Annotated in this window: 15 protein-coding genes; 3 read left to right on the top strand and 12 right to left on the bottom strand. The window is 72.4% G+C overall.

What is annotated here, in order from left to right:
* Positions 1-195 precede the first annotated feature (195 nt).
* The 9 genes from D1J60_RS17875 to D1J60_RS17915 form a co-directional block, all read right to left on the bottom strand.
* The gene (locus D1J60_RS17875) at positions 196-1,008 is read right to left on the bottom strand and encodes an HAD family hydrolase (protein ID WP_125594071.1); all 813 of its coding nucleotides are present in this window, start codon (positions 1,006-1,008) and stop codon (positions 196-198) included.
* Positions 1,005-2,282 carry a serine--tRNA ligase gene (gene serS, locus D1J60_RS17880; protein WP_125821763.1) on the bottom strand — a complete coding sequence of 426 codons (1,278 nt, stop codon included), beginning with the start codon at positions 2,280-2,282 and terminating at the stop codon, positions 1,005-1,007. Before serS ends, D1J60_RS17875 begins: the two co-directional genes overlap by 4 nt.
* Before the next feature lie 563 nt (positions 2,283-2,845).
* Positions 2,846-3,781 (bottom strand): prephenate dehydratase, encoded by a 936-nt coding sequence (gene pheA, locus D1J60_RS17885; protein ID WP_125594069.1) that lies wholly within the window; start codon positions 3,779-3,781, stop codon positions 2,846-2,848.
* Between the two features lie 42 nt (positions 3,782-3,823).
* The gene (efeB, locus tag D1J60_RS17890) at positions 3,824-5,107 is read right to left on the bottom strand and encodes an iron uptake transporter deferrochelatase/peroxidase subunit (RefSeq protein ID WP_125821764.1); all 1,284 of its coding nucleotides are present in this window, start codon (positions 5,105-5,107) and stop codon (positions 3,824-3,826) included.
* A gap of 5 nt (positions 5,108-5,112) precedes the next feature.
* Positions 5,113-7,143 (bottom strand): copper resistance protein CopC, encoded by a 2,031-nt coding sequence (locus D1J60_RS17895; RefSeq protein ID WP_125821765.1) that lies wholly within the window; start codon positions 7,141-7,143, stop codon positions 5,113-5,115.
* 22 nt (positions 7,144-7,165) lie between these two features.
* On the bottom strand, positions 7,166-7,699 hold the full coding sequence (locus D1J60_RS17900) for a copper chaperone PCu(A)C (protein WP_125821766.1): 534 nt from the start codon (positions 7,697-7,699) through the stop codon (positions 7,166-7,168).
* Positions 7,696-8,349, bottom strand: a complete 654-nt coding sequence (locus D1J60_RS17905) for an SCO family protein (RefSeq protein WP_125594065.1) — start codon at positions 8,347-8,349, stop codon at positions 7,696-7,698. Before D1J60_RS17905 ends, D1J60_RS17900 begins: the two co-directional genes overlap by 4 nt.
* Before the next feature lie 80 nt (positions 8,350-8,429).
* Complete coding sequence (locus tag D1J60_RS17910) at positions 8,430-9,173, bottom strand: YcnI family protein (RefSeq protein ID WP_125821767.1); 744 nt, start codon at positions 9,171-9,173, stop codon at positions 8,430-8,432.
* A gap of 110 nt (positions 9,174-9,283) precedes the next feature.
* Entirely contained in the window at positions 9,284-10,099 is an 816-nt protein-coding gene (locus tag D1J60_RS17915; RefSeq protein WP_125821768.1) for a hypothetical protein, read from the bottom strand.
* A gap of 326 nt (positions 10,100-10,425) precedes the next feature.
* On the opposite strand from D1J60_RS17915, the gene D1J60_RS17920 reads away from it, so the two are divergent.
* Complete coding sequence (locus D1J60_RS17920; RefSeq protein WP_125594062.1) at positions 10,426-10,917, top strand: ATP-binding protein; 492 nt, start codon at positions 10,426-10,428, stop codon at positions 10,915-10,917.
* A 132-nt stretch (positions 10,918-11,049) separates the two neighbouring features.
* Here the strand turns inward: D1J60_RS17920 and D1J60_RS17925 are convergent, their stop codons facing one another.
* Both D1J60_RS17925 and D1J60_RS17930 read right to left on the bottom strand, forming a co-directional pair.
* Positions 11,050-12,516 carry an aminopeptidase P family protein gene (locus tag D1J60_RS17925; protein WP_125821769.1) on the bottom strand — a complete coding sequence of 489 codons (1,467 nt, stop codon included), beginning with the start codon at positions 12,514-12,516 and terminating at the stop codon, positions 11,050-11,052.
* A 134-nt stretch (positions 12,517-12,650) separates the two neighbouring features.
* On the bottom strand, positions 12,651-14,123 hold the full coding sequence (locus tag D1J60_RS17930; protein WP_125824076.1) for a PP2C family protein-serine/threonine phosphatase: 1,473 nt from the start codon (positions 14,121-14,123) through the stop codon (positions 12,651-12,653).
* Between the two features lie 540 nt (positions 14,124-14,663).
* Between D1J60_RS17930 and D1J60_RS17935 the strand changes: the two genes are divergently transcribed.
* Together D1J60_RS17935 and D1J60_RS17940 are read left to right on the top strand one after the other, a co-directional pair.
* Positions 14,664-15,392, top strand: a complete 729-nt coding sequence (locus tag D1J60_RS17935; protein ID WP_125821770.1) for a bifunctional DNA primase/polymerase — start codon at positions 14,664-14,666, stop codon at positions 15,390-15,392.
* A 119-nt stretch (positions 15,393-15,511) separates the two neighbouring features.
* A complete protein-coding gene (locus D1J60_RS17940) occupies positions 15,512-16,072 on the top strand; it encodes a hypothetical protein (RefSeq protein WP_164720917.1) in 561 nt (186 codons plus the stop codon).
* Positions 16,073-16,253: 181 nt separating this feature from the next.
* On the opposite strand, the gene D1J60_RS17945 is transcribed toward D1J60_RS17940, so the two are convergent.
* Complete coding sequence (locus tag D1J60_RS17945; RefSeq protein ID WP_125821772.1) at positions 16,254-17,228, bottom strand: DUF5926 family protein; 975 nt, start codon at positions 17,226-17,228, stop codon at positions 16,254-16,256.
* Positions 17,229-17,383 lie beyond the last annotated feature (155 nt).

The following is a 17,383-nucleotide window of genomic DNA, read 5'->3' on the forward strand; positions in this document are numbered from 1 at the left end:
GCGGGTCGGCAGCAGCCCGGGGCTCCGCGGCTGACCGGCGGAAATTCGCTGGTACCGCCCGTGCGGCCGGGGCACAGTGAGTGGTGCGGGGAGTAACAAAAGGTCCGGGACGGCCACTTCGAGCGCGCCTCACGGCGCGGGCCGTCCCGGACCTCTCGTACGTCCGGTCCCGGGACGCCGACGCGTCCCGGTGCGCTACATGGCGCCGAGCAGGCGCTCCAGGACCACCGCGATGCCGTCCTCCTGGTTGGAGGTCGTCACCTCGTCGGCCACCGCCTTCAGCTCCGCGTGGGCGTTGGCCATGGCGACGCCGTGCGCGGCCCAGCCGAACATGGGGATGTCGTTGGGCATGTCGCCGAAGGCGATCGTCTCCGCGGCCTTGACCTTCAGCCTGCGCGCGGCGAGTGAGAGGCCGGTGGCCTTGCTCAGACCCAGCGGGAGGATCTCCACTATCCCCGGGCCCGCCATGACGATGTCGACCAGGTTGCCGACGAGCTGCCGGGCGACCTTGACGAGCTCGTCCTCGCCCATCCCCGGGTGCTGGATGTAGAGCTTGTTCAGCGGGGCGGTCCAGACCTGGGCGGTGTCCTCCAGGTAGAGCGCCGGCAGGCCCTCCTGCACCTGGTAGCCCGGGCCGAAGAGGACCTCGCCGTCCACCCCGTCACGGCTGGCGGCGAGCGCCAGCGGACCCACCTCGGCCTCGAGCTTCGACAGGGCCAGGCCGGCGAGCTGCCGGTCCAGCGTCACCGAGGTCAGCAGCCGGTGCGCTCCCGCGTCGTAGAGCTGGGCGCCCTGCCCGCACACCGCGATCCCCCGGTAGCCGAGGTCGTCCAGCACGTGCCGGGTCCAGGGCACGGCACGGCCGGTGACGACGATGTGCGCCGCGCCCGCCGCGGTGGCCGCGGCGAGGGCTTCACGGGTGCGCTCCGAGACGGTGTCGTCGTCACGCAGCAGCGTGCCGTCGAGGTCCGTCGCGACGAGCTTGTACGGGAACGGAGCGGGGCTCACTTGGCGATCGGCTCCAGGACCTCGCGGCCGCCCAGGTAGGGGCGGAGCACCGGGGGGACCCGCACGGAGCCGTCGGCCTGCTGGTGGTTCTCCAGGATCGCGACGATGGTGCGCGGGACGGCGCACAGGGTGCCGTTCAGCGTGGAGAGCGGAGCGGTCTTCTTGCCGTCGCGGTAGCGGATCGCCAGGCGGCGGGCCTGGAAGCCGTCACAGTTCGAGGCCGAGGTCAGCTCGCGGTACTTGCCCTGGGTCGGGATCCAGGCCTCGCAGTCGAACTTGCGGGAGGCGGAGGCGCCCAGGTCGCCGGTCGCGACGTCGATGACCTGGAACGGCAGCTCCAGGCTGGTCAGCCACTGCTTCTCCCATTCCAGGAGCCGCTTGTGCTCGGCCTCGGCGTCCTCCGGCGCGACGTACGAGAACATCTCGACCTTGTCGAACTGGTGGACGCGGAAGATGCCGCGGGTGTCCTTGCCGTACGTGCCGGCCTCGCGGCGGAAGCACGGGGAGAAGCCGGCGTACCGCAGGGGCAGCTTCTCGGCGTCGATGATCTCGTCCATGTGGTACGCGGCGAGCGGGACCTCGGAGGTGCCGACCAGGTAGTAGTCGTCCTTCTCCAGGTGGTAGACGTTCTCCGCGGCCTGGCCGAGGAAGCCGGTGCCCTCCATGGCGCGCGGGCGGACCAGCGCGGGGGTCAGCATCGGGATGAAGCCGGCCTCGGTGGCCTGCGCGATCGCCGCGTTGACCAGGGCGAGCTCCAGCAGGGCGCCGACACCGGTGAGGTAGTAGAACCGCGAGCCGGACACCTTCGCGCCGCGCTCCACGTCGATGGCGCCCAGCGACTCGCCGAGCTCCAGGTGGTCCTTGGGCGCGAAGCCCTCGGCGCCGAAGTCGCGGATCGTGCCGTGCGTCTCCAGGACGGTGAAGTCCTCCTCGCCGCCGACGGGCACGTCCTCGTGGACGATGTTGCCGAGCTTGAGCAGGAGCTGCTTGGCAGCCTCGTCCGCCTCGTTCTGCTCGGCCTCGGCCGCCTTGACGTCCTGCTTGAGCTGCTCGGCCTTGGTCAGCAGCTCGGCCCGTTCCTCCGGGGAGGCCTTGGGGATGAGCTTGCCGAGCGACTTCTGCTCGTTGCGCAGTTCGTCGAAGCGCATGCCGGAAGACCTGCGGCGCTCGTCAGCGGAGAGCAGCGCGTCGACGAGCTCGACGTCCTCTCCACGGGCGCGCTGCGAGGCGCGGACACGGTCAGGGTCTTCACGGAGCAGCCGAAGGTCAATCACCCCTCCAGGCTACCGGGCTGGGCTTCCCGGGCTGACACCGATATCACGCTGCGTGTCGCTATGTCCCAATTCGTGCGAATGGAATTGGCTGGGGCCGGGCTTGTCCCCGGCCCGCCGGACGGCTGGATCCAGCCGCTGGGGACCAGGTCGATAAAATCGGCCCCTTTCTCCGAAAAGGGGCACAACGTCGATCGGCGTGCGGGGTCTGAGCAGGGCCGGAGGGCCGGAGGGGGTCGACCCTTGTCCACAGGAATTCCCCGAGAGGCCCTCTTATCCACAGGCTGTGCGCCGGATCTGTGGACATCGAATTAGATCAATGGGCATCCGCGGCCGGCCCTGGCCGATCAGGGTTCAAACCGCCCCCACACACACTCATTCGGGTGGGAATGGCTCGCTCCAAAGAGTTGATCGGCGATACGGGGGTGACGCCGTTCACCTCTCGCTCCCCAGCGCGAAACCTGAGCCCCCCGACCGATATGTCGACCTTGCCGTGCCGCTCTGTCGACTTGTCCCCAGGTCGCCACGCGGCCCTGTGGATAACTCTGTGGACAGTGGGCGGAGGACTACGCCCGGCCGTCGAGGCAGCGCGCCAGCCAGTCGGAGGCCTCGGTGAAGTCGCCGTCGGAGGTTCCCGGCCGCGCGGCCCGCACCTCACTGAGCGCGACACCGGCACGCGGATAGGAACCGAGGAAGCGTACCTGGGGACAGGTCCGCTTCAGACCCATCAGCGCCTCGCTGACCCGGCGGTCGGAGATGTGTCCCTCCGCGTCCACGGCGAAGCAGTAGTTGCCGATGCCCTCGCCGGTCGGGCGGGACTGGATCAGCATCAGGTTCACCCCGCGGACGGCGAACTCCTGGAGCAGCTCCAGCAGCGCACCCGGGTGGTCGTCGCCGAGCCACAGCACGACGGAGGTCTTGTCGGCGCCGGTGGGCGCGGCCGGCCGGGCGGGCCGTCCGACGAGCACGAATCGGGTCTCGGCGTTCTGGGCGTCGTGGATCTCGGTGACCAGCGCCTCCAGCCCGTACGTGGCGGCGGCGAACTCGCCCGCGAAGGCGGCGTCGAAGCGGCCCTCCTGCACCAGCCGGGCACCGTCGGCGTTGGAGGCCGCCGACTCCCACACCGCGTCGGGCAGGTGCGTCCGCAGCCAGTTGCGCACTTGCGGCTGGGCGACCGGATGGCCGGTGACCGTCTTGATGTCCGACAGCTTGGTGCCGGGCCGCACCAGCAGCGCGAACGCGATGGGCAGCAGGACCTCGCGGTAGATCATCAGCGGCTCGCCGGACGCCAGCTCGTCGAGCGTGGCGGTGACCCCGCCCTCCACCGAGTTCTCGATCGGAACCAGCGCCGCCGCGGCCTCGCCGTTGCGCACGGCGTCCAGGGCGGCCGGGACCGACACCATCGGGACGAGCTCCCGGGTGGCTGCTTCCGGCAGAGTGCGCAGGGCGGCTTCGGTGAAAGTGCCCTCGGGACCGAGATACGTGAAGCGGGTGGCCGACATGCGGTCAGCCTAATGCCGGGCCACCCGCCGAGGCGGTGCTGTTCACCCTTCGAGCAGGCGCTGCCCCACGTACTCCCCGTCGCCCGGACCGGGCGGGACCGCGTACAGCCCGCTGGACTCGTGGCGGATGAACTCCGACAGGGCGTCGCCCCGGTCGAGCTTGCGCTGGACCGGGACGAACCCGCGCAGCGGGTCGGCCTGCCAGCAGATGAACAGCAGGCCGGCGTCGGGGGTGCCGTCGGGGCCGATGCCGTCGTGGTACGAGAAGGGCCGCCGGAGCATGGCGGCGCCGCCGTTCTGCGCCGGCGCGGAGATGCGCGCGTGGGCGTTGGACGGGATGACCGGCTTTCCGTCGGGGCCGAGCTTGTCCAGAGCCAGCGGGGTTTTCTCGTCGCCGCCGGTCAGCGGCGCACCGGTGGCCTTGGTCCGGCCGATGACCTGCTCCTGCTGGGCGAGGGACTGCTTGTCCCAGTCGTCGAGCAGCATCCGGATCCGGCGGACTACGGCGTACGAGCCCCCTGCCATCCAGGAGTGCTCGGCGGGTCCTGGGCCGGCGCCCGGCACGAAGATCCGCTTGTCGAAGTCGGGGTCCTTGGGCCGCGGATTCCCGGTGCCGTCCACCTGGCCCATCAGGTTCCGGGCGGTCATGGGCGAGGCCGTCGCGCCGGGAGACCTGTTGAAGCCGTTCATCTGCCAGCGGACCCGGGCGGCTTCCCCGGCGTCCTTCTGCACGGCGCGCAGGGCGTGGAAGGCGACGAGCGCGTCGTCGGCACCGATCTGGACCCACAGGTCGCCGTTGCTGCGCTGGGGGTCGAGCCGGTCCGAGGAGAAGTCGGGCAGTGGGTCGAGGGCCACCGGGCGCCGGGCGGTGAGGCCGGTGCGGTCGAAGAAGGAGTGGCCGAAGCCGAAGGTGAGGGTGAGGGAGGAGGGGCCCGCGTCCAGGGCGATCCCGCTGTCCGCGGTCGGCGCCGGCTCGCCCGCCATGAGCCGCCGGGCGGTGTCGGACCAGCGGCGCAGCAGCGCTGCGGCTTCCTTGCGCCCAGCGCCGGGCGCGAGGTCGAAGGCGAGGACGTGCCCCTTGGCCTGGAGCGGGTCGGTGATCCCGGCCTGGCGCCGGCCGTGGAAGGCGACCTGGGTCGCGCCGAGGGAGGCGAGGGACCCGGCGGCTCCGGGGGAGCCGGCCGGGGAGTCCGAGAGCGCTGACTGCACGAGCGCGCCGCCCGTGGCGCCGAGCGCGAGGCCCGTGGCGCCCGCGGCGCCGACGGTGCCCAGCAGTCGGCGCCGGGAGATCTCGATGTCGGGGGTGCTACCGGTGCTGTCGGTCACGCTGTTCAGCCGATCTTCACGTTCTTCTGGACGGTCGTCTGGTCGATGTCGGAGGTGCGTACGGTCACGTCGATGCGCCATTCGCCCGCGAGCGGCAGCTGGACCCCGGACGCGGTCCAGTGTCCGGCCGCGGCGCGGTCGGGGGCGAGCGGCAGCGGGCCGATCTCCTTGGCGGGCAGGGTGAAGGAGATCTTGACCTCGGGGAGGTCGAGGGGCTTGCCGTCGGGGCCGTCCGCCCACAGGTGGAGGGTGTTGGCGCCGACCCGGCCGGGGTCGAGCTCCAGCCGTACGTTGCCCTTGCCGTTCTGGCCGCCGGTGTCGAAGGGCAGGGTGATCTTGACCGGGCGGTTGGGCACGGCGGGAGCGGACGCTCCGCCGCGGCCCGTCTCCTTCTCCACCGCGCGTCCGGGTTCGGTGCTGGTCAAGACGGTGGTGACGGCCAGGAGCACGACGGCCACGCCGGCCTCGGCGAGCACCGAGCGGCGCAGGCCGGCACGGCCGGGATCCGCATCGCGGACGCGGGTTTCGCGGGCCTTCTCGCGGGCCGCGCGCTGCCGGGCGAGCTGGGCGGCCCGCTTCGGGTCGGTGCCGGCGGCGTCCGCCGGAGCGTCGGCTTCGGTGCTCGCGTCGGTGGCGGCGGCATCGCCCGAGGCGCTCCCGGCCGATGTTTCACGTGAAACATCGGCTCCGGCGAGCACCTTCTCCGGCTCTTCGGCCCGGACCTCCCCGAGCCGGGAGGTCCACTTCCGGGAGAGGTAGGCGATGCCGACCAGGACGGCGACGAGCGTGATCTTGATGAGCAGCAGCCGGCCGTAGCTGGTGCCGGTGAGGGCGGACCAGCTGCCGACTTGGCGCCAGGACTGGTAGACGCCGGTGACGGCCAGGACCAGGACGCTGATGAAGGCGACCCGGGAGAAGCGCCGGACGGCTTCCCGTTCGATGTCCGGCACCTTGCGCAGCGCGACCAGCAGGGCGGTGAGCCCGCCGAGCCAGGCGGCCACGGCCAGCAGGTGCAGGATGTCGGCCGGCATCGCGACCGCGGGCTGGATGCCGGTGGAGGCGTGCTCGGCGAGGGCCCAGGTGGCGGCGATGCCGCCGGCCACGACCGTGCCGCCGACGCCGAGCCCGAAGGCGAGGTCGCTCGTCTCCTTCTTCTCCTCGGCGCGGACCCCCTCGTCCACGGCCCCCGTCGCGTCCGTGGCGGCGGCCTTCTGACGGCGGGCGTAGGCACCGAAGAGCACGGCGATGAACAGCGCGGCCGCGCCGAGCAGCAGCAGCCGTGAGAGGAAGGCGGCACCGGTCTTGGTGTCCAGGACCGCCTTGAGGCCATCGAGGTCGAAGGCGTCGGCGAACTCCCCCGAGCCGGTGTACGGGGTGCGCAGCACCAGCATCGCCAGGGTGGCGGCCGTCAGGGTGACCCAGCCACGCACCACCAGCTTCTGCAGCGGGCGCTCAGCGGCGCCGCGGCGCCAGCACAGCAGGATGAAGGCGGCGCCGCCGACGAGGACGGTGAACCCGGCGTAGGCGGCGTAACGGGCGATGCCGTACGCGATGCCGACGGGGCCGCCGCCCACCTTCCGGTCGGGCAGGGTGACGCTGGTAGCCGAGGGGGCGCCGACGGAGAAGGTGAAGGCGCCGGAGATCGGGTGGCTGTCGGCGGAGACGGCCTGCCAGGCGACGGTGTACGTGCCGTTGGGCAGGCCCGGGTGCAGGGCGGTGCCGTAGCGGACGGTCGATCCGCTGCACATGTCCCTCAGCTCGCCGGTGTCGACGCGCTTGCCCTGCGGGTCCATGACGCGGATGGAGTCGTCGCCCATGGCGACCTGCTCCGAGAAGGAGAGGGTGACCTGGGCGGGCGCCGTGGCGACCACCGCCCCGTCCTGGGGGTCGCTCGCCGTGAGGGCCGCGTGTGCCGTGGCCGGGGCGGCCGCGGTGAACAGGGTGGCCAGCAGGGCTGCGATGACCAGCGCGAGGCGGGGCAGGAGTGCCGTGGCGCGGACGCGGGCCGAAGGAGGAGCGGGGGCGATGGCCGTCATGGCGTGTCAGTTCCTCGGTCCGTCAGTGGGCGGTGGAGTTCTGCGCGTTGAACGTCCGTTCCTTGACGTCCAGCTCGACCTTGACCGGGTCGGCCTTCTCGAAACGCAGCTCGATGGTGATCTTGTCGCCGACCTTCGGCTGGTTCTTGAGCCCCATGAACATGATGTGGTTGCCACCGCGCTGGAGCCGGAGCTCACCGCCCGCGGGCACGTCCATCGACTGGACCTGCTGCATCTTCTGGTCCTTGGTCTCGTGGATCTGGAGATCGTCCGAGAGCGGGCTGGTGGCGGAGAGCAACTTGTCGGCGGTCTTCGAGTCGTTCTTGATGACCATGAAAGCGCCGGCCATCTTGTCGTTGACCGGTTCGGGCATGTACCCGCCGCTGACCGTCAGGACGGGCTTGCCCGCCTCCGGGGCGCCGGACGTGCCGGCGGCCTTCGTGTCGGCCGACGAGCCGGAAGCGGAGTCCGAGCCGGAGGAGGAGCAGCCGGATATGGCGAGCGCTGCCGTCAGGGAGAGGGCGGCGGCGATGGTGCGGATGGTGCGGGCGTTCACGGGTTCTCTCCCTTGATGATCTTCGGCAGGTCCTTGGTGTAGTCGTCGACGGTCGTGCCCTCGCCGTAGAGGACGTAGCCCTCGTCGGTCTTGGGAGAGAACGCGATGACCTGGGCCCCGTGCATGGAGACGACGGTGCCGTCGGCCTCCTTCTTGGGGGCCTCGATACCGATGCCGAGAGATCGGGCTGCGGCCTGGATGGTGGCGAAGTCCCCGGTCAGTCCGGTGAAGGACGGGTCCTGGGCCCTGAGCCACGCGCCGAGGGAGTCGGGGGTGTCCCGCTCCGGGTCAGTGGTGACGAAGACGACCTGGAGCTTGTCCTGGTCGGCTTTGGGGAGTGCCTTCTTGGCGACGGCGACGTTGCTCATCGTCAGGGGGCACACGTCGGGGCAGTTGGTGTAGCCGAAGTAGATCAGCGTCGGCCGCCCCTTGGTCTGCTCGCGCAGGTTCCACGGCTTGCCGGTGGTGTCCGTGAGGACGAGCTCCGGCTTGTCGAAGGGGCGGTCGAGTACGGTCGCGGATCCGGCCTTCTTCTGACCGGTGATCTGCGTGACCGAACCGGTGTTCTTGGCCGTCTCACTGCCGCAGGCGGTGAGGGCGAGCGCGGTCGCCACCGCGAGGGCGGCGACCGTCACACGTGTGGTGCGCATGAGGAAATGTCCCTGGGAATCGGGGATGGTGCGGATGTCGTGCGTACGACGGCGGAGCGGCGGGCCGGGGGCCCGCCGCCTCAGTTGGCGGCGCGGCGGCGCGAGGTGATGCCGAAGGCGACGCCGGCGAGACCGACGACGATGCCCACGATGCCGAGCGTGCGGGCGGTCGTGTCGGAGGCGCTCTTGGCCGCCTCGTCGTGCCCGCCCTTCTCCTCGCCCTTGTCGTTCTTGTCGCCGCTCTTGGCCCCGTCGGCGGCCGGCTTGGCGGCGGCGCCGTGGTCGTCCGCGCCCTTGGCGGCGGCCAGCTTCAGCACGGGCGCCGGGGTCTGCGGCTCCGGGGCGCCTTCCTTGGGCTCCTCGATCCAGCGGACGACCTCGTTGTTGTCGTACGTCTGGATCGCCTTGAAGACCATCTTGTCGGCGTTCTCGGGCAGCTTGCCCACGGAGACCGGGAACTGCTGGAACTTGCCGGGCTCGATCTTGCCGCCGGTCCAGGTCACCTTGGTGACGACCTCGTTGATCTGCTTGCCGTGCACGGTCAGGGGCTTGTCGAGCTTGGTCTTCTCGACGGTGGACGTCCAGCCGGGGAGCTCCTGCGGCATGACGGACGTGAGCGGCTGGTCCGCCGGGAAGCTGACCTCGATCTGGGTGGTCGAGGCGTTGTCCCGCTCGTTGGGGACCTTGAAGTTGATCGTCGCGTAGCCGCCCTTGGCGGCCTCACCGGCCGGCTGCACGCTGACGTGCGCGAAAGCGGTACCGGACAGGGCGAGGACGGTGCCGGCGGCGAGGGCGGCGGCGAAGGAGACGCGAGAGGTCTTCACGGCAGGAACACTCCATGGAAGCAGTGGTGACGTCGGCTCCGCACGCGGGCGCGCGCGGAGGTCGCGGCACCGGTGCTCTCGCCGGGTGTTCCGGGGAGTGGGGTGCCGCGTCAGGCTGCGAGGACGAGCGTCGCCGTCGGCGGCCCGCGCCGGACCACGGTGTGCTGCAGGGCGTCCCGGCCCGTCGAGACGGCGGGTGCGGCGGCGCTCCGGCGGGCCCGGGGGCCGCGCGCGGGCGCGCCGGGGAGCCCGGCCGTGAGGGCGCGTACGAAGGCCAGCGCGGCGCGCAGCGGACGTACGGGGTCGGCTTCGCCGGACAGCCGGGACAGCTCGACGAGCCGGAACAGCGCGGCATCGCCCCGGGCCAGCAGCCAGCCGGCCGCGAGCGCGGCCAGCAGGTGGCCGATCAGCATGGCGGGGCTGAACAGGCCGGTCGCCGGTGCCGCGGCGCCCCCCGCCAGGTGGGCGTGGGCCATGTGGCCCTGAGCGGCGGCCTGGGCGGCCACGGCGGCCGGGTCCAGTCCGGCGGCCTCCAGGATCTGCCGGGCGTCGGCCGCGCTCAGCGGTACGGAGTTGCCCCCGCAGACCAGCTGGGCGGCGAGCGCCGCCAGCGAGGTGTCGGTCCCGCCGGCCGGTGCCTGGGCGGCGGTGGCGCCGTGCTGGCCGAGGCCGAACAGGGTGTGCAGCCCGAGCTGGCCGACGGCCAGTCCGGCGGCGATACCGGGCAGCGGGCGCCGGCGACCCGCGAGGGGGGCGGCGACCGCGAAGACGGCGATGAAGGCCAGGGCCAGGGCCCACCACGGCACGGTCGCGCAGGAGGCCACCGCGTGGCCTGCCGCGGACAGCACGACACAGACCGCGGTGAACACCGCGGCCCGGGTCATCCGGAGGCCTGCTCCGGCGCGTGTCGTGTGGGATCCAGTCATGGCCGGGCAATCATCGCACTGGGCCCGGGCCCTGCCTACGGCAGGTGCTGGAGGGACCCTTGGGTTCCGGTCGGCGGCCGGCGGCCCCGTCCGTACCGGGTCAGCCCGAAGTCAGCTCCGCACCCCGTGCCGACCGGCCCCTGCCGGCGGCCCCGCGGGACCGTGCCGGTGCCCCGGCCAGGGGCGGAGCCCCGGCTCCGGCCGCAGTGACCGGTGCCGCCGCGCCCCCGCATACACCGCGGTCCGGGAAACGCACATCGGCCGAATGAGGGCTGTGCCGGCCGCCGGGGGCTTACGGGCCGGTGCGGGCGGCAATAGGTACCCGTATGAGCATCTGGTGGTCTCTCCACTTGAGGCGCGAAGCCGCGAGCGTGCCGCTCGCCCGGCGGCTGCTGCTGGGGACGATGGAGACCGCGGGGGTGGACCCGGAGATCTGCCACGACCTGTCGGTCGCGCTGAGCGAGGCCTGCGCGAACGCGGTCGAGCACGGCGGCCGCGCCGGCCGTCCCGGCGAAGGCCCCGGCGGGAGCCCCGCCGGCGGCGCCGCGGACGGGACCGAGGCGTACCGCGTCACGGCCTATCTGGACGGGGACCGCTGCCGCATCGAGGTGGCCGACTCGGGTCCGGGATTCCCGCCCTCGACGGTTGCCCGTCCCAGACCCGCCGGCTCCTGCCTCGCCGAGAACGGCCGGGGGCTGCACCTCATCGAGCAGCTCTCCGACCACGTCCGCTTCCGCAACCGGCCGGGCCGCGGTGCCGTGGTGAGCTTCGACAAGATGCTGAAGTGGCGCGACGGCGCGCTCCTGAAGGCCTCCTAGGACGAGGGGCGTCCCCGTACGGCGACGGCGGGAGAAGACGGCGGGATAAGACGGCGGGATACGGCGCCGGGATACGGCGGTGGGCGGGAACCGCATCCGGTTCCCGCCCACCCGTACGTCCGTGCGCCGGCGTCAGCCCTTCAGCCGCGCCATCCACGCCTCGACCTCGACCGAGGTGCGGGGCAGCCCGGCCGACAGGTTCCGGTTGCCGTCCTCGGTGACGAGGATGTCGTCCTCGATCCGGACGCCGATGCCGCGGTACTCCTCCGGCACGGTCAGGTCGTCGGCCTGGAAGTACAGACCGGGCTCGACGGTCAGGCACATGCCCGGCTCCAGGGTGCCGTCGACGTACGCCTCCGTGCGGGCGGCGGCGCAGTCGTGCACGTCCATGCCGAGCATGTGACCGGTGCCGTGCAGGGTCCAGCGGCGCTGCAGCCCGAGCTCCAGGACGCGCTCGACCGGGCCCTCCAGCAGGCCCCACTCGACGAGCTTCTCCGCCAGGACGTGCTGGGCGGCGTCGTGGAAGTCGCGGAACTTGGCGCCCGGCTTGACGGCGGCGATGCCGGCTTCCTGGGCCTCGTACACGGCGTCGTAGACCTTGCGCTGGATGTCCGTGTAGGTGCCGTTGACCGGCAGCGTGCGCGTGACGTCGGCGGTGTAGAGGGAGCGGGTCTCCACGCCGGCGTCGAGCAGCAGCAGGTCGCCGGAGCGGACCGCGCCGTCGTTGCGGACCCAGTGCAGGGTGCAGGCGTGGGCACCGGCGGCGGCGATGGTGCCGTAGCCGATGTCGTTGCCCTCGACGCGGGCGCGCAGGAAGAAGGTGCCCTCGATGTAGCGCTCGGAGGTGGCCTGGGCCTTGTCGAGGACCTTCACGACGTCCTCGAACCCGCGGACGGTGGAGTCGACGGCGTTCTGCAGCTCGCCGATCTCGAAGGCGTCCTTCACCGCGCGGGCCTCGGAGAGGTAGACGCGCAGTTCCTCGTCGCGCTCCTTGGTCACCTTGTCGGTGAGGGCGGACTCGATGACGGAGTCGTGGGCGCGGACGACGCGGACCGGGCCGGTGGCCTCGGCGAGGGCCTCGGGGAGCTCGCGGACGTCCTTGGCCGGGATGCCCAGGAGCTGTTCGGCCTCGGCGAGGGAGTGCCGGCGGCCGACCCAGAGCTCGCCCTGGCCGGACAGCCAGAACTCGCCGTTCTCGCGGTCGGAGCGGGGCAGCAGGTAGATGGTGGCCTGGTGGCCGGCCTCGCCGGTGGGCTCCAGGACCAGGACGCCGTTCTCGGTCTGGTCGCCGGTGAGGTACGCGTACTCGGTGGAGGCGCGGAAGGGGTACTCGGTGTCGTTCGAGCGGGTCTTCAGCCGGCCCGCGGGGACGACCAGGCGCTCGCCGGGGAAGCGCGCGGACAGCGCGGCACGGCGGTCGGCGGTGTGGCCGGCCTGGGCGATGGGCTCCAGGCCGTGCAGCTCGGTGTCGGCCCAGCCGCTGCGCATGTTCTCCGCGAGTTCGTCGCTGACGCCCGGGTACAGCCCGTTCTTGCGCTGCTTGTGCTTCTTCTGGGGCTGCTCTTCTTCCGGGGTCTCCGGGGTGAGCTCGTCAGCCACGTCTTCTCCTCAGCTGCTACGACATGCAAGGACCGGGTGCGGACCCCGTCCATCGTATGTGCGAGGGGAAGGCTCCCGGCTCGACCTGTGACATATCAGTCAAACCGGGCGCACATCGCGGGCGGCGCCGGGCCTCAGTCGAACCGGGCCGCGAGCAGTACGACGTCCTCGGAGTCCTCGGCCGTGCCGGGCCCCTCCTCTGGGAGCACCGTCTTCAGAATGTGCTCGCAGATGGCCGCCGGGTCCTCCCGCGCGCTCCGCGGAACCCCCGCGGCCGCCGCGTGCAGCCGCGCGTAGGCCCGGTCCATGGCGTCGCCGGTACGGCGCAGGAGCCCGTCGGTGTAGAGAAGCACCGTTTCTCCGCGCGCGGGCTCGATCTCCACGCTCGGCGCCTCCCAGCACGCCAGCATCCCGAGCGGAGCGGAGAGGGAGGTCTCCACGTACTCGGTCCGGCGCTCGCCGATGAGCAGCGGCGGGGTGTGCCCCGCGCCCGCAAGAATGATCTTGCGGGCGGCGGGCTCGCAGTACGCGAACAGCGCGGTCGCCGAGCGCGCGGGCTCGGTCAGGCGCAGCAGCAGCTCCAGGTCGGACAGGACCGCGACGGGGTCCTCCCCCTCCATCACGGCGTACGCGCGCAGCGAGGCCCGCAGCCGCCCCATCGCGGCGACGGCGCTCGGGCCGGAGCCGGTGACCGACCCGACGGCCAGCCCCAGGGCGCCCTCGGGCAGCGGCAGCGCGTCGTACCAGTCGCCGCCGCCGCGCGGCCCCGTGCGGTGCCGGGCCGCGAGCTGGACCCCGGGGATCCGGGGCAGCCGGCTGGGCAGCAGCTCCTCGGCGATGGTGGCCAGCCGGTCGCGCGAGCGCGTGACCTCCACCATCCGGGCCAGGTGCTCGGCGGCGTGCCGGACGTACAGCCCGACCAGGTCGCGCTGGCGGTCGCTGGGCTCGGCCTGCTCGTCGTACAGCCACACCGCGGCGCCGAGCCGGCCCGTGGCGTCGGCGGTCACCGGGAGCGCGTAGCTCGCGGTGTAACCGAGCCGGGCCGCTACCTCCCGGTGCCGGGGGTCGACCGGGGGCTCGTGGCCGCCCGCCGCGGCCTGGCCCGGCTCGGGCAGCACCTCGGATCCGCCGTGGGCGTCGGGGAGTCCGTCGAGGATGCGGCCGTACGGGGTGGCGCTGCGCGGCACCGTCTCGATGTGCCCGAGGTCGGCGCGGCCGAGACCCAGGCCGATGGTCGTGGCGGGGCCGAGGCCGTCGGAGGGCTCCAGGGCCACCAGTCCGCGGCGGGCGCCGACGAGGGCGGCTCCGGCGCGCAGGAACTCCTGGAGGGAGGAGTTGAGGTCACCGGCGCGCGCGAGGCGCTCGGTGAGTTCGTGGAGGGTGGTGAGGTCGGAGACCATGCCCGCCAGCCGGTCCTGGATGACGCTGCTCGCCGCGGGCGGAGCGCCCGGGGCGGGGGCGGTCCGGGCGGAGCCGGCGGAGGAGCCCGGCGCGGTCGTGGACGTGGACGCCGTGGAAGTGGAGCCTGGCGCGGGCGCCGCAGTGTGCGGTGACGCTGTAACCGCTGGATCGATTCCAGCCACTTTCGGCAGATGCGGGGCGCTCATGGCGTCCGCCTTTCCACCTGGTGCGATTCGCCATATAGCATCGCAAACCCCCAGATCGTGCTGCGCCGCCATCAATGGCTCCACATCTACACGCACACGAGGATCGATGTCCAGCATTGCCCAAGCGGGAATACTGGTGTCCGTGGGACAGCAACTCACTGTCCAGCCGGGGCTAAAACTTGGCCGGAAAAAGCGCCATGCAGACGGTTTTTGCGATCGACTGGACAGGCGCTCCAAGGGCTCCGGGTACGTAATCGATGGTGCCCGGGGTCAGTTGACGCCCTCCCGCGCACCGCCGGGGAACCACCCGGCGCGGGGAGCCGTCCTTAGCGGCGGCAGCCGGTTTCGAGACCGGCGCGGGTCGCCCGGACCGCTCGCTCCGGGTCCCCGCCGGACGTTTGACGGACCCGTAAGAAAACTGCACGAACCGTGTGAACCTGCTTCTGGCGGACAGTGACGCGAAACGTGTACGTGTGGTGAAACACCGGATACATGGTGTGATGTGGCCCTTCGGCGTTCAACGGAAAGGAACGAGCGCTCATGCGCGAGATCCTCGGAAGGCGTCTCCAGCGGCTCCGCGATCGGTTGAAATTCCCGCGGGCCGCCTCCCGCCCGACCCCGGCCGGTGAGGACGGCGCGGCGGCCGACTCCCTCCTCGACGGGGCTCTGACCTGCGCCGGCGTCTGGAACTGGCCCGTACTCCCGGGCGTCGGCCGGGCCGGCGCCGACAGTGCGCGGTGCGCCTGCCCCGACCCCGACTGCGTGGTGCCCGGCGCGCATCCCTTCGACCCGGGGCTGCTCGCCGCGACGACCGACGCCCGGATGGTGACCTGGTGGTGGGCCCGGCGGCCCGCCGCCCCGGTGCTGCTGGCCACCGGCGGGAAGGCGCCGTGCGCGGTGAGCCTGCCGGCCGGTGCGGCCGCGCGGGCCGTCGGGCGCCTGGAGGCGCAGGGCATGCGGCTGGGCCCGGTCGTCGCCACTCCCACCCGCTGGTCCCTGCTGGTGGCCCCCTACTCGCTGGAGCGGCTCGGCGAACTCCTCTACGCCAAGGACCACGTGCCCTCCTCGCTGCGTTTCCACGGCGAGGGCGGCTACCTCCTGCTGCCGCCGTCCACGGCCAGCGGCGGCGGGCAGGTCCGGTGGGAGCGGGAACCCGCTGCGGTGCCCGGCCCCGGCGGGCTGTGGCTGCCGGAGGTCGAGTCGGTCGTGGACGCGCTCGTCGAGGCGAGCAGTGACGCCCCGGGCGGCGGCAGTCGCCTCGCCTACTGAACGTCAGGCGGAGTCCTCGGGCGCCCGCATCACTCGTACGGGTGCCAGCGCGACGGGATTCCAGGGGAATTGGGCGCGGGGATCTCCGCGCCCCTTTCCCGCGTCGCTATCTTCGGCGAATGAATCTCCGCCTGATCGGTATCGGCGCCGGTGTGTTGATCATCTTGTCGCTTCCCCTGGCCGGAGCGATCGCCGGGCCGGATTTCGCCGGTCAGGGTGACGGAAAAGGCGGGGGGCTGCTCTCCTCGCTGGGTCTGTCCCACGCTTCCGGAGCGCCCGACGGGGCGCGGCCCGCCGGGCGGCCGGCCCGGCCGGGCCCGGCCGAACAGCCGCGCACCGACTCGCGGTGCGGGCCCGAACTCTCCGCTCCGCAAGGGCTGGAGGCGCAGACCTGCGTCCTGGAGAGCGCGGGGCAGACCTGGGGCCGCAGCTACTACCGCAACACCAGCGGGCGCGCGCTGGACGCCGTACTGACCGTGATGGGTCCGGCCGGCCGGACGGTGCAGATCCGCTGCGCGGTGGGCACGGGCGACGAGCCGGGGCTGTGCGAGACCCCCCGGGCTGACTCGGCGGGGGCACCGGAGGACTACTCGGCCGTAGCGGAGTTTGCAGTTCCGGATGAGGAAGGGCGGCTGCTGCTGAGGTCCGGGAGCAACTCACCGGGCCCGGGCGAAGGTTGAGCGCCACCGGAAAGACAAGGGCCCGGTCGCTGGCGACGGGGGATGCACCAGCGACCGGGCTACAAGAACGGTAACAAGAGATCGGCTGTTCGCAAATTCGATCTCTGATATTCAGACATCGATTTGCAGGCGATTAGCGGGAGTTGTGACCCCAGTCACCGGACCCGTGCGTGTCCGGCCGTCAGCTGAGCGTGATCTGGCGGTTGGTGAGCCCGCCGCGCGCCCGGCGCTCCTCGGCGGTCAGCGGGGCGTCGGAAGACAGGGCCGCGGCCAGCCGCTCCGCGAACTCCGCGGCGGGCTTCTCCACGTCCTCCGCCGAGACCCCGGTCGGCAGGTCCCAGACCGGGACCACGAGGCCGTGGGCGCGGAAGGAGCCGACGAGCTTGGTGCCTTCACCGAGGGAGGAGGTGCCGGCCGCGTGCAGCCGCGCGAGGGCGTCGAGCAGCTTCTCCTCGGCGTGCGGCATGACCCAGCGCAGGTGGTTCTTGTCCGGGGTCTCGCACCAGTAGGCCGCGTCCACACCCGTCAGCTTGACGGTCGGGATGGCGGCGGCGTTGGCGCGTTCCAGCGAGGCGGCGATCTCCGGGGAGGCGTTCTGGGCGTTTTCCGCCTCCGGAATCCAGAATTCGAAGCCCGTGTGCACAACCGGCTCGAAAACGCCGTCCAGGTCGAGGAGATCCTGAAGTCGGGGACCCTCGGCCGGCACGCGGCGGGCCGGGACCGGGGTGCCGGGCTCGGCGACGAGCGCGCGCTCCAGGGTGTCGGCCATGTCGCGGGCCAGGTCGCCGGTGGTCGAGTCGTTCTGGAGGGCGAGCAGGACCGAGCCGTCCTCGCGCCGCAGGGCCGGCCAGGCCATGGGGAGTACGGTCACCAGCGTGACGGACGGGACGCCCTCGGGCAGGCCGCCCTTGAGGGTGAGCGGGATGGTGGCCGCGGGGACGAGCTCGCGCAGCGCCACCCAGTCGCACTCGCCCGGCAGTCCCTCGAACGGGCGCTGCACGTGCTCGGTCGCGGCGTGCGAGGCGGCCGCGCCGTGACATGCCTTGTAGCGGCGCCCGGAACCGCAGGGGCAGGGCTCGCGCGCGCCGACGACCGGGATCTCCCCGTTCTCGAGCTGGGGCTTCGCGGTCTTCGCGGCGGGGCGCTTCTTGGCCATCGTGGGTGTCTCCCGGTTGCGGCGGTACGGCGGTGTCTCTGGGCGCGAGCCTAGCCGTTCGTACCGCCGGAACCGGTGGGGTGCGGCCGGGAGCACGGTCGGCGTGCGCTCCCGGACGGCCGCCTGTGCGGATGGCCGGTGCTACTGGTCGTGCG

The organism is Streptomyces sp. W1SF4, from assembly GCF_003950035.1.
Taxonomy (GTDB): domain Bacteria; phylum Actinomycetota; class Actinomycetes; order Streptomycetales; family Streptomycetaceae; genus Streptomyces; species Streptomyces racemochromogenes.

What these genes read in the sequence shown, in the direction of transcription:
- pheA (WP_125594069.1), bottom strand. Translation starts at nt 3,781, where the DNA reads ATGTCGGCCACCCGCTTCACGTATCTCGGTCCCGAGGGCACTTTCACC.
- D1J60_RS17895 (WP_125821765.1), bottom strand. Translation starts at nt 7,143, where the DNA reads ATGACGGCCATCGCCCCCGCTCCTCCTTCGGCCCGCGTCCGCGCCACG.
- D1J60_RS17905 (WP_125594065.1), bottom strand. Translation starts at nt 8,349, where the DNA reads ATGCGCACCACACGTGTGACGGTCGCCGCCCTCGCGGTGGCGACCGCG.
- D1J60_RS17915 (WP_125821768.1), bottom strand. Translation starts at nt 10,099, where the DNA reads ATGACTGGATCCCACACGACACGCGCCGGAGCAGGCCTCCGGATGACC.
- D1J60_RS17920 (WP_125594062.1), top strand. Translation starts at nt 10,426, where the DNA reads ATGAGCATCTGGTGGTCTCTCCACTTGAGGCGCGAAGCCGCGAGCGTG.
- D1J60_RS17930 (WP_125824076.1), bottom strand. Translation starts at nt 14,123, where the DNA reads ATGAGCGCCCCGCATCTGCCGAAAGTGGCTGGAATCGATCCAGCGGTT.
- D1J60_RS17935 (WP_125821770.1), top strand. Translation starts at nt 14,664, where the DNA reads ATGCGCGAGATCCTCGGAAGGCGTCTCCAGCGGCTCCGCGATCGGTTG.
- D1J60_RS17940 (WP_164720917.1), top strand. Translation starts at nt 15,512, where the DNA reads ATGAATCTCCGCCTGATCGGTATCGGCGCCGGTGTGTTGATCATCTTG.
- D1J60_RS17945 (WP_125821772.1), bottom strand. Translation starts at nt 17,228, where the DNA reads ATGGCCAAGAAGCGCCCCGCCGCGAAGACCGCGAAGCCCCAGCTCGAG.